The organism is Bacillus nitroreducens (assembly GCF_964021195.1).
On the sequence record NZ_CAXHYI020000003.1, the window covers coordinates 2256075 to 2268439 of the forward strand.

The window sequence follows — 12365 nt, forward strand, 5'->3', positions numbered from 1 at the left end:
CACATTTTAGTTAACACACAAGTTGAACGATCTCTTTATTGGGGAGTGAGTTACTTTGAGTCAAGGAAAAGTTATTGTAGTTGGTGGTGGACTTGCTGGTTTGATGGCTACCATCAAGGCAGCTGAAGAAGGAACACAAGTAGATTTATTTTCACTCGTACCTGTAAAACGTTCTCACTCTGTTTGTGCACAAGGTGGGATTAACGGTGCGGTTAATACAAAAGGTGAAGGGGATTCTCCGTGGATTCACTTTGACGATACAGTATATGGTGGAGACTTTCTTGCAAACCAAAAGCCTGTTAAGGCAATGTGTGAAGCGGCTCCAGGAATCATTCACTTAATGGACCGTATGGGTGTTATGTTTAACCGTACACCAGAAGGTTTACTTGATTTCCGTCGTTTCGGGGGAACTCAACATCACCGTACTGCATTTGCTGGTGCTACAACTGGTCAACAATTGTTATATGCACTAGATGAGCAAGTTCGTCGTCATGAAGTTGCAGGACTTGTTACAAAGTACGAAGGTTGGGAATTCTTAGGGATAGTTCAAGACGATGAAGGAATTTGTCGTGGTATCGTAGCACAAGATCTTAAATCTATGGAAATTAAATCTTTCCCTGGTGATGCTGTTATTATGGCAACTGGTGGACCTGGGATTATCTTTGGTAAGACAACTAACTCTGTTATCAACACTGGTTCTGCTGCATCAATTGTTTATCAACAAGGTGCTTATTATGCGAATGGTGAATTTATACAAATCCATCCAACAGCAATTCCTGGTGATGACAAACTTCGCTTAATGAGTGAATCTGCACGTGGTGAAGGTGGACGAGTATGGACTTACAAAGATGGTAAGCCTTGGTATTTCCTGGAAGAAAAATATCCTGCATACGGAAATTTAGTTCCACGTGATATTGCAACACGTGAAATTTTCCATGTGTGCGTTGATTTGAAGCTGGGTATCAATGGGGAAAACATGGTTTATCTAGATCTTTCTCATAAAGATCCAAAAGAGCTTGATATTAAACTAGGTGGGATTATCGAAATCTATGAAAAATTCATGGGTGATGATCCACGTAAAGTACCAATGAAAATCTTCCCTGCTGTTCACTATTCAATGGGTGGATTATGGGTTGATGATCATCAACAAACAAATATACCTGGCTTATTCGCAGCTGGAGAAGCTGATTTCTCACAACACGGAGCAAACCGTTTAGGTGCGAACTCATTATTATCAGCAATTTACGGTGGTATGGTTGCTGGTCCTAATGCGGTTAAATACATCCAAGGCTTGAAGAAAGCATCTGATTCTATTTCTTCAACTGTGTATGATAGTTATGTAAAACAAGAGCAAGAAAAATGGGACGACATTATGTCGATGGATGGTACAGAAAACGCCTACATCTTGCATAAAGAGCTTGGTGAATGGATGACTGATAATGTAACAGTTGTTCGTTACAATGACAAGCTATTAAAGACGGATGAAAAGATTCAAGAGCTTATGGAACGTTACAAAAATATTAACATCAATGACACATCTAAGTGGAGCAACCAAGGTGCTACATTTACTCGTCAATTACAAAATATGTTACAACTTGCACGTGTCATAACAATTGGTGCTTATAACCGTAATGAAAGCCGTGGGGCACACTATAAGCCTGAATTCCCTGAACGTAATGATGAGGAATTCTTAAAAACAACTATGGCTAAATTTACTGGTAAAGATTCTGCACCTGCATTCCATTATGAAGAAGTAGACACGTCATTAATCGCACCACGTAAACGTGACTATACTAAGAAGAAGGAGGAAAAGTAAGATGAGTGAAAAAACTGTTGAATTTCATGTAACTCGTCAGGATACTCCAGATTCTCAACCATATGTAATAAAATTTAAGGTTCCATACCGTAAAAATATGAATGTTATTTCAGCGTTAATGGAATTTCGTCGTAATCCAGTTGATATCGACGGAAAACAAGTTGCCCCAATTACATGGGATATGAACTGTTTAGAAGAGGTTTGCGGTGCATGTTCAATGATTATCAATGGTAAACCTCGTCAATCATGTTCTGCACTTATTGATCAACTTGAACAACCAATTAAGCTAGAACCGATGAAAACATTTCCGATCGTTCGTGACCTGCAAATCGACCGTAGTAGAATGTTTGATTCATTGAAAAAAGTAAAAGCATGGATTCCAATCGACGGAACGTATGATTTGGGTCCTGGTCCACGTATGCCTGAGAAAAAACGTCAATGGGCATACGAATTATCTAAATGTATGACATGTGGTGTATGTCTTGAAGCCTGTCCAAATGTTAACGACAAGTCTGATTTCATTGGGCCTGCACCATTATCACAAGTCCGTCTATTTAACGCACACCCAACTGGTGCAATGAATAAGGGTGAACGTTTAGAGACTATTATGGGTGACGGAGGCCTTGCAAACTGTGGTAACTCACAAAACTGTGTACAGTCTTGTCCAAAAGGTATTCCACTCACCACATCAATTGCAGCTCTAAACAGAGACACATCCATCCAAGCATTCAGAAATATGTTTGGTAGTGACGAAGTCTAATAGATATCAGAAGCACTCCTACATTAAAAGTAAGGGGTGCTTTTTTAAAATACATTTTCGGGAATTCCTTTTTACACACCAATCGATTACAATTTTCCTCATTAAATTAGGCGAAAATTCCCTGTTTTCATAGTTAGAATAAGGTACCACTTTCCTTCAAATTGAATAATCTTATGTAAGGGAGCTATTGGAATGAAGCATCTATCGTATGTCGATGATATTGAGAAATGGGAAACAGCATTTGAATTTTATCAACCTATTAAGGTACGTTTTTCTGAAACAGATATGTTTGGACATTTAAATAACACAGTACCCTTTACCTATTTTGAAGAAGCAAGGATTCAATATTTTAACCATTTAGGATTTATGCAGAAGTGGACGACAAAATCGAGTGAAACAATCCCAGTAGTTGCAAGCCAACAATGTGATTATTTTAAGCAAGTCTTTTTTGATGAACAGCTAAAATTGTATGTGAAAATTCATCAAATCGGAAAATCATCAATGGATATCCATTATATGGCGAAGAACAATGAGGGTAGCATTTGTTTTGTCGGTAGGAGTACACTTGTTCAGATGTCAAAGTCAACAGGAAAAAGTGAACCATGGTCAGAAGATATAAAGCAAATGTTTACAAATGCAGCTAACCTAAATTGTATGAGTGAAGTAGAATAAAAAGACCAGTAGATCAAAAAATGGACGCAAAAAAGTCTACATATCAACCTTTTACCAGTCACAGTACCACTCTCCTTCTCATACTATATTGTGACTAAATATATACCCATCCAGTAGTTCAGCTCGAACCTTAGCAAGGAGGGTTACAATACTTGAAGGAGAAAGAGTTTCAACCAAAACCGCTACTAACAAAGAGAGAAAGAGAAGTTTTTGAATTACTAGTTCAAGATAAAACAACGAAAGATATCGCAAGTGAGTTATTCATAAGCGAAAAAACAGTTCGTAACCACATATCGAATGCGATGCAGAAGCTGGGAGTAAAGGGGCGTTCTCAAGCAGTTGTAGAGCTCCTTCGTATGGGAGAACTTGAACTTTAAGTATTACCGGCTACCATTACGCAAAGTAAGGTAGCCGGTTACTTATTTAGTCAATATCTACATATTACCTAAATAACTTCAACTTGCTTTTTGTGAAAAAAAAGTAGAAAATAAGAATACTATATCTTTTTTTAAAAAGAAAAATTCTTACAATAGATAATTATCAACTGTTACAGTGCGTTCAACCGTAACAGTTGGCTAATCATACACTAACCTACTAGGAGAGGGATGTAATGACCGTTCAAGAGAGCAATGAAACAAAAGACTTCCAGATTATCGCAGATATTGAGAAATCTCTTCGTTTTATTTCAGGAATACTGAAACAAAAGGGCCGAGAAATCTTAAGTAACTACACAATTACAACACCACAATTTATCGCCCTCCAATGGTTACTTGAACACGGGGATATGACAATCGGGGAATTATCGAATAAAATGTACTTAGCATGCAGTACAACAACAGATCTTGTCGACCGAATGGAAAAAAATAATTTAGTTATGCGTGTTAAAGACCCAAAAGATCGACGTGTCGTTCGAATTCATTTATTGGAAGAAGGGGAGCGCATCATAGAAGAAGTAATAAAGAAGCGACAAGATTATTTAAGTGAAATAATGAAAAACTTCTCTGAGGAAGAAGTAATCCAACTAGAAAAGAGTCTAAGAAAATTACATCAAGAAATGCGAGTAGAATGAGGCGAAGTATTTGAATAGACCAATCGGAGTTATTGATTCTGGAGTTGGCGGTTTGACCGTTGCTCGGGAAATAATTAGACAATTACCAAATGAAGAGATTATATATTTAGGTGATAACGCCAGATGTCCATACGGACCTAGACCTAAAGAGGAAGTTCGTCAGTTTACATGGGAGCTGACGAACTATTTATTGTCACATGATATCAAAATGCTTGTTATTGCATGCAATACGGCAACTGCTTTAGTATTAGATGAAATCCAAGCAGAACTTTCAATTCCAGTAATCGGTGTAGTCTACCCAGGAGCTAGGACCGCCCTTAAGGTTACAAAAAATAATTATGTTGGTGTTATCGGGACTGTGAATACAATTCAAAGTTGTGCTTATGAAGATGCACTGAAATCAATTAACAATCAAATTCTTGTCGAAAGTCTTGCGTGCCCTCGTTTTGTTCCAATTGTAGAAGCTGGTGAGTTTGCTGGCCCTAATGCTGAACGAATTGTGGCAGAATCGCTCGAGGTGTTACGAACTAAAGAAATCGACACCTTGATATTAGGTTGTACGCATTATCCACTTCTTCACGATACAATCAAATCCTATCTTGGCGATGGAATTAAACTGATTGATTCAGGTGCTGAAACTGCCCGAGAAGTGAGTACAGTGCTATTCTATAGTGGAATGCTAAATAGCAAACCATCTAAAAAAGGTCACATGTTCCTTACAACAGGTGAAAAAGAGATCTTCCAGCAAATTGCAACCAATTGGTTTGAAGAGCCTGTCTATAATGTGAAATCTGTCAAAGTGTAGAATGTCCCCCTAGTGGGGGCATTTTTTTTATGTCTTCAAATGATTTTAAGATGAAAGATGAAAGCTAATCTGGCTAGTATCTATTGTGACTTTAACTGTTCTTTTAGTCCGAGGTGAACAACTTGGAGTGTGACACAGAGAATCATTTTTTAGGTTTTGCTTTTATTGGAGATCTAAATGAAGAGTAATAATAAACCTCCTTATTCACTTTTGATATCAAAACATATTGTCCATTTTTTTCATGAAAAAGCGGTCTAATTTGAAAAAAGGGCTCGTATACATAGTAGTACAAACTGCCTTAGGAGGGAAAAGAATGCGTAAAATTACAAAATCTACAATAGTTGCCACAGTTGTTACTTCAACCGTATTACTTTCAGGATGTGGCTTATTTGGTGGAGGGGAAGAGGTCTCACAGATGGATCCGCCACAAAACCAAACGGTGGATGAAACTGTAGCAAAAGGTGAAAACCCTGCTGCTGAAGATAAGGAGAACAATGGTCAAGAAGAGGCAACTACTGAAACAGTAAAACGTGACCTCTATCTTATTGATGACAACGGACTGGTGGTTCCTTATACTGTAGATCTTCCAAAGACTGATTCGGCTGCAAGACAAGTTCTTGAATATTTAGTTGCAGGTGGTCCATTGAATGAAATGTTACCAGATGGATTTAGAGCGGTTATTCCACAGGATACAGTTGTAGATGTTAACTTAAAAGATGGTACGTTAACGGCTGATTTCTCAAAGGAGTTCGGAACGTATAATCCTGAAGATGAGGAAAAAATTCTGCAAGCAATCACGTGGACTTTAACCCAATTTGATAATGTAAACAATGTCGTGATTAGCGTCAATGGTTATCCGTTAGATGAAATGCCAGTAAATGGAACTCCAATTCCTGCGGATTTAAGTAGGGCTGACGGAATTAACATTGATAACAGTGGTGTTGTGGATATCACAAATAGTCGCCCAGTGACATTATATTTCTATGTGCAAAACGAAGAAGCAGAGTACTATGTCCCAGTAACGAAACGTATTGAAAATACTGGTGTTGATAACGTTACGGCAGTAGTAAATGCGCTAATCGAAGGGCCAGGCATGAACTCACATCTAATTAGTGATATCCATCAGGATGCAAAACTATTAGGTGCAAAAATGGAAGAAGGGAAAGTTACACTAGACTTTAACGAGGCTATCTTTGGTGCTTTTAATGAGAAAATGATTTCAAAGCATACTATTAACTCATTAGTACTATCATTAACGGAACAACCTGAGGTTGAAGGTGTTGCGATTACAGTTAATGGAAGTGAAGATGTTGTAACTGAGGATGGGAAGTCCCTTACTGAACCAGTTACTCGACCATCAAACGTGAATACAGGAAGTTTTTAGAAATATAAGGATGTGAACAGAGTTCACGTCCTTTTCAGAGTGTAGACAAAGTCAAACTTGACTTTGTCTACACATTTTTATAGGAAACACGAGTAAGATTTACTTTCCCAGACTGTCTTGAAAACGCTTGTCAGACAAGGCGCGCTCACCGATCGAAGACGCGAATAGAAGTTGTCTTCATGAGGACGAGTGAGGTTAGCAACGAAGTATGCGAGTGTTTGACAACAGTCTGTAAGGATGTGAACAGAGTTCATGTCCTTTTTCTAATGCATGTCGATAGGATATCGAAAATTTTGCTATACTATATACTGGAAGGTTGGGCTGCAGGTAGCCCACCTTGTTACTGAATACACAGGAGGTTTTTGTTTTTGAGAGTAGATGGACGCCTTACAAATCAATTAAGGCCAGTTAAGTTTGAATTGAACTATGTTAAACATCCGGAAGGGTCTGTTTTAATAGAAGTTGGGGATACACGAGTGATTTGTAATGCTAGTCTAGACGAAAGGGTTCCTCCATTTATGAGAGGCTCTGGAAAAGGCTGGATTACAGCGGAATATTCAATGTTGCCGAGGGCAACTGAACAGAGGAATATGAGAGAATCGACTAAGGGAAAGATTTCGGGTAGAACGATGGAGATTCAGCGTTTAATAGGACGTGCTTTACGTTCAGTTGTGAATCTTGAACAGCTTGGTGAGAGAACAATCTGGATTGATTGTGATGTCATCCAGGCTGATGGGGGTACGAGAACAGCATCAATTACGGGAGCATTTGTTGCAATGGTTCTAGCTGTACATAAAATCTACCAAGATAAAAAAATGAGTTCGTTTCCAATTACGGATTTTTTAGCGGCAATTTCTGTCGGGGTAGATCCTCAAATAGGAGAAATACTTGATTTGAATTACATAGAAGATTCAGCTGCAAATGTTGATATGAATATAGTCATGACGGGAGAAGGAGAATTTGTTGAACTTCAAGGAACAGGAGAAGAAGCGACTTTTTCCCGTAATCAGCTACAAACCTTATTAGAATTAGCTGAAACAGGAATTCATGAGTTGATACAAATTCAGAAGGAAGCTTTAGGTGATGTAAGCAACTTAATTGGAAAGAAGGATACCTAACATGAAAGAAATTATGATTGCTACGAAAAATCAAGGGAAGGTAAAAGAATTTAGAACCTTATTTATGAGTAGGGGTGTAAATGTAAAATCTTTGGCTGATTATCCGACTATTGAGGATATCGAGGAAACGGGTGTCACCTTTGCAGAAAATGCCCAAATAAAGGCTGAGGAAATTGCAAAGAAACTTCATATACCAGTTATTGCAGATGATTCTGGACTTTCAATTGACTATCTTGATGGGAAGCCCGGTGTCTATTCAGCAAGATATGCGGGTGAGCATAAAAGTGATCTTGATAACCTAAATAAGGTTTTAGAAGAGTTAAAGGGCGTTCCTAAACAAAAACGAACAGCTAGGTTTCATTGTGCTTTGGCTCTAGCAATACCTGGAGAGAAAACCCAAATCGTAGAGGGGACTTGTGAGGGTCAGATTACTGAACAGCCTGTTGGAGATAATGGATTTGGTTATGACCCGATTTTTTATGTACCTGAACTAGAGAAAACGATGGCTGAATTGTCAAAAGATGAAAAGAATAAAATCAGTCACCGTGGTCATGCACTTAGGAAGTTAGATGTTTTACTAAAAGATCGTGAGGAGTTTCAAAGATGAAGGTACTTGTAATTAGTGACACACATGGGCTAACGAAAGAATTACTTGATGTTAAAGAACGTCATAAAGATGAAGTAGAATTTATGCTCCATCTTGGAGATTCTGAGTTACCCTTCCAATCCGAAGAAATGAGAGGTTTTTCTGCTGTAAGAGGAAATTGCGATATTGACTCGGAATATCCGAATGAAATGGTAATTCTTATAAATGGGGTTAAGGTGTACTTAACACATGGACATTTATATAATGTCAAAATGTCTTTAATGAATCTTACATATCGTGCTCAGGAAGTAGGGGCACAAATTGTTTGTTTTGGGCACTCTCATATTGCAGGTGCTGAAATGATAGAAAATGCATTGTTTATAAACCCAGGGAGTTATCACATCCCAGTTAAGCGTAGGGAGAAAACATATATTATACTGGAAATCGCGGATAATAAAGTAGACATCGCATTTTATGATCGTGAAGGAAATGTGGTTGAAGAATTATCAACAACGGTAAACTTACCCCGTTTTAACGGGCAATAAGACTATTATGTTATCATAACGAGAAGAGACAAAATGCGGCACATCAAGTGACACTCACATCAAAAAGGCCTCAACCAAACCGTCAGTAGGGGGGATGAATAGTATCTTCTACTGACGGAAGTTTTACTTTATGTTACAATAATAAAGTGAGTTAAAAAACTTTATAAAAAAATAAACAAAAAGTGTTGACATATGATTCCTATGTGACTATAATAAAAAATGTCGCTAATGAGTTGTAGCAAACAAATTACTATAATGTCCCAGTAGCTCAGCTGGATAGAGCAACGGCCTTCTAAGCCGTCGGTCGGGAGTTCGAATCTCTCCTGGGACGCCATTACATAATAATCCAAACACTTCTTTTCATTAAAAATGAATTGAAGTGTTTTTTTGTTTTTTCTAAAAGAGTATGTGCTAATGAATATACTTATTGATTCGGTGATTGTAAATTGTGTTAATAATAACAATATTCGCATTAAAAAAGTTTTTTAAATAGAGGAATAGATCTTCCCTAACAACCTCTATTCTTTCATTACAGGTAAACTAATGAAAGTTAATTAAGCTTAAATAAACTTCACTTTTTTTCGCAAATTTTTCGAGAAATTTTTCAATTCAAAAAAACCGCATAATATCAAAGTTGTAAGCGTGTACAATGAGATTCGCAAATCAAAATAATCAAACAATTCTCTAAAATGGTGTTGACTCCTAGAAAAAATGAGAGTAATATAGGTCTCAATATAAAACATATTCTACTCACAAAAGAGGATATGATTAATATAATTACAGTCTAAATATAACACCTTAACCTTCTGGTTGAGGAAGACATATGGATTATTTTTTGTAAACTTAGTTTTCAATAGTGTAAAGCGTTTAAGTTTTTAGGTATTAAAGAAACGTAGATAGCATATTGCTTTATAAAAGCACAATTCAAAAAGATTGAATATTCATAAACGTTGAAGAGGATAAGTAGTCTTACGTAAAGATAACAACAGAGAGCCGGTATTGGTGGAAGCCGGTGTTATCCCGTATGATGAACTCACCTCGGAGTGTTAGCTTGAAATTTTTAGTAGGGCTAGCCGGGTGTTTGGTAACAGCTCACCCGTTATCAAAAGAACAACATATGTTGTTCCTGAGGCGATCTATTTTGATCGTGAACAAGGGTGGTACCGTGAAAAGTGACAAATGCCTTTTCACCCCTTCGACCAAGAAATTGGTCTAGTGGGTGGATTGGCGTTTTTTTATTTTCATCTAACTATTATTTTCTTTAAGGAAGGGATGTAAGAAAAAATGAGCGTAAATGCAAAAGTGGAAGAACAAGCAAAAGCTTCTACAAAAATGAATGGTTCCCAAATGCTAATCGAAGCACTAAAAAGGGAAAACGTAGAAGTCATTTTTGGATATCCTGGTGGTTCAGTACTAAATATTTATGATAGTTTATATGATTCTGGTATATTTCACGTCCTAACAAGACATGAGCAAGGTGGTATACACGCAGCTGAAGGGTATGCAAGAATTTCAGGAAAACCAGGTGTCGTTATTGCAACTTCTGGACCAGGTGCTACGAATATTGTTACTGGATTAGCAGATGCAATGATTGATTCAATTCCACTTGTTGTATTTACAGGTCAGGTTGCTACTACAGTAATTGGCTCCGATGCATTCCAAGAGGCAGATGTACTTGGTATTACAATGCCAATTACAAAACATAGTTACCAGGTAAGGGATGTTAAAGACCTACCAAAGATTATTAAAGAAGCATTTTACATTGCTACTTCTGGAAGACCAGGACCTGTATTAATTGATATTCCAAAAGACATGACAGTTAAAGAAGCAGAATTTGAATATGATCAAGAAATTCATTTGCCTGGTTACCAACCAACCATTCATCCGAATCACCTTCAAATTCGTAAGCTTGTTGAAGCGGTAAGCCAAGCGAAAAAGCCAGTTATTCTAGCTGGTGCTGGGGTTATATTTGCAAAAGCAGCGGAGGAGTTAAGAGAATACGTTGAACAACAAAATATTCCAGTAGCCCATACACTCTTAGGTCTAGGCGGACTCCCTGCTGATCACCCACTTTACTTAGGAATGGCTGGGATGCATGGAACTTACACAGCGAATATGGCATTACATGAATGCGACCTATTAATTAGTATTGGCGCAAGATTTGATGACAGGGTAACAGGGAATTTGGAACACTTTGCACCAAATGCAACAGTGGCTCATATTGATATTGATCCTGCTGAAATTGGAAAAAATATACCAACTAAAATTCCAGTTGTTGGTGATGCAAAGGAAGTTCTTAAGAGCTTGATTCACCAAAATGGAAAGCCTGGTAACTCTCTAGAATGGAGGGAAAAACTTGCTGGATGGAAAGAAGAATATCCACTTGTTTACAAACCATCTGAAGATGAGCTAAAACCACAAAAGTTGGTTGAACTCATTTACCAATATACAAACGGTGAGGCAATTGTAACAACGGACGTAGGACAGCATCAAATGTGGGCAGCCCAATATTATCAATTTTCAAAACCGAATCGTTGGGTAACATCAGGTGGACTTGGAACAATGGGCTTTGGATTACCGTCAAGTATTGGTGCTCAACTAGCAGAAAGATCTTCAACAGTTGTTTCTATCCTAGGGGATGGTGGATTCCAGATGACTTCACAAGAACTTTCAGTCATTCAAGAACTAAATCTACCAATCAAAATTGTCATACTTAACAACAAAGCACTAGGAATGGTTAGACAATGGCAGCAAATTTTCTACAAAGAAAGATATTCACACTCCTTAATTCCTAATCAACCAGACTTTATGAAATTAGCTGACGCATATGGAATCAAAGGAATGAAAGCTTCAAATGAGCAAGAAGCAGAACAAGTGTTGAAAGAAGCACTCGAATATGAAGGACCTGTTCTAATGGACTTTAGTGTGACACCTTTTGAAAATGTATACCCGATGGTAGCACCAGGAAAGGGTCACCACGAAATGGTAGGTGTTAAGTTGTGAAACGAATTATTACATTACTCGTAAATAACCGTGCAGGTGTCCTAAATCGAATCACTGGCCTGTTAACAAAGCGTCACTATAACATTGAAAGTATTACTGTAGGACATTCCGAAACAGAAGGTCTATCGAGAATGACATTTGTTATACATGTTGATGAGGAAAGTGTTGTAGAACAAATCACGAAACAATTAAACAAACAAATAGATGTTATTAAGGTCATGGATATTACAAATCAAGCCATTGTGGCTAGGGAGCTAGCTCTCATTAAAGTAGCATCCAGTCCATCAAATAGAAATGAGATTTATAGTTTAATAGATCCTTTTCGTGCAACGATTATTGATGTCAGTAAGGATAGCCTGGTTATCCAAGTTACGGGAGAATCTGATAAAGTAGAAGCTCTAATTGACCTCTTGAAGCCATACGGTATTAAAGAAGTTGCCCGTACTGGTACAACTGCATTCACAAGAGGTAACCAAAAAACAGCATCAAATCAAAAGTCCTATTCAATAGTTTAAATACTGTTCAAAGGGCGGTGAAGAGGAACACGTCGACAAAAACGTCAGACATAAAATAAGCCAACAAAGAAACTCGACGTGTCATATTCATC

The 12365-nt window shown here is 37.6% G+C and carries 12 protein-coding genes, 1 tRNA gene and 1 other annotated feature; all 13 genes read left to right on the forward strand.

Features of this window, described 5'->3' with window-relative positions:
- The first annotated feature begins 55 nt into the window (after positions 1-55).
- Positions 56-1816: a succinate dehydrogenase flavoprotein subunit gene (sdhA, locus tag ACWPVE_RS14790; protein ID WP_453994579.1), complete on the forward strand. Its 1761-nt coding sequence runs from the start codon at positions 56-58 to the stop codon at positions 1814-1816.
- A gap of 1 nt (position 1817) precedes the next feature.
- Positions 1818-2576 carry a succinate dehydrogenase iron-sulfur subunit gene (gene sdhB, locus ACWPVE_RS14795; protein ID WP_453994581.1) on the forward strand — a complete coding sequence of 253 codons (759 nt, stop codon included), beginning with the start codon at positions 1818-1820 and terminating at the stop codon, positions 2574-2576.
- A gap of 192 nt (positions 2577-2768) precedes the next feature.
- Complete coding sequence (locus ACWPVE_RS14800) at positions 2769-3248, forward strand: acyl-CoA thioesterase (RefSeq protein WP_453994583.1); 480 nt, start codon at positions 2769-2771, stop codon at positions 3246-3248.
- 152 nt (positions 3249-3400) lie between these two features.
- Positions 3401-3625: a spore germination transcription factor GerE gene (gene gerE, locus ACWPVE_RS14805; protein WP_010678342.1), complete on the forward strand. Its 225-nt coding sequence runs from the start codon at positions 3401-3403 to the stop codon at positions 3623-3625.
- Positions 3626-3858: 233 nt separating this feature from the next.
- A complete protein-coding gene (locus ACWPVE_RS14810) occupies positions 3859-4317 on the forward strand; it encodes a MarR family winged helix-turn-helix transcriptional regulator (RefSeq protein ID WP_453994586.1) in 459 nt (152 codons plus the stop codon).
- A gap of 10 nt (positions 4318-4327) precedes the next feature.
- Positions 4328-5122, forward strand: a complete 795-nt coding sequence (racE, locus tag ACWPVE_RS14815) for a glutamate racemase (RefSeq protein WP_453994588.1) — start codon at positions 4328-4330, stop codon at positions 5120-5122.
- Positions 5123-5435: 313 nt separating this feature from the next.
- Positions 5436-6506: a GerMN domain-containing protein gene (locus ACWPVE_RS14820; protein ID WP_453994590.1), complete on the forward strand. Its 1071-nt coding sequence runs from the start codon at positions 5436-5438 to the stop codon at positions 6504-6506.
- A gap of 368 nt (positions 6507-6874) precedes the next feature.
- Complete coding sequence (rph, locus tag ACWPVE_RS14825; RefSeq protein WP_453994592.1) at positions 6875-7624, forward strand: ribonuclease PH; 750 nt, start codon at positions 6875-6877, stop codon at positions 7622-7624.
- Between the two features lies 1 nt (position 7625).
- Positions 7626-8231 carry an XTP/dITP diphosphatase gene (locus ACWPVE_RS14830; protein WP_453994594.1) on the forward strand — a complete coding sequence of 202 codons (606 nt, stop codon included), beginning with the start codon at positions 7626-7628 and terminating at the stop codon, positions 8229-8231.
- Positions 8228-8755: a metallophosphoesterase family protein gene (locus ACWPVE_RS14835; RefSeq protein WP_453994596.1), complete on the forward strand. Its 528-nt coding sequence runs from the start codon at positions 8228-8230 to the stop codon at positions 8753-8755. Before ACWPVE_RS14830 ends, ACWPVE_RS14835 begins: the two co-directional genes overlap by 4 nt.
- Positions 8756-9012: 257 nt before the next feature.
- Positions 9013-9089, forward strand: a tRNA-Arg gene (locus tag ACWPVE_RS14840).
- Between the two features lie 607 nt (positions 9090-9696).
- Positions 9697-9953 (forward strand) — a binding site (T-box leader).
- An 86-nt stretch (positions 9954-10039) separates the two neighbouring features.
- Positions 10040-11758, forward strand: coding sequence for an acetolactate synthase large subunit (ilvB, locus tag ACWPVE_RS14845; protein WP_453994598.1), 1719 nt, complete (start codon positions 10040-10042; stop codon positions 11756-11758).
- Positions 11755-12273, forward strand: coding sequence for an acetolactate synthase small subunit (gene ilvN, locus ACWPVE_RS14850; RefSeq protein WP_453994600.1), 519 nt, complete (start codon positions 11755-11757; stop codon positions 12271-12273). Before ilvB ends, ilvN begins: the two co-directional genes overlap by 4 nt.
- The last annotated feature ends 92 nt before the right edge of the window (positions 12274-12365 follow it).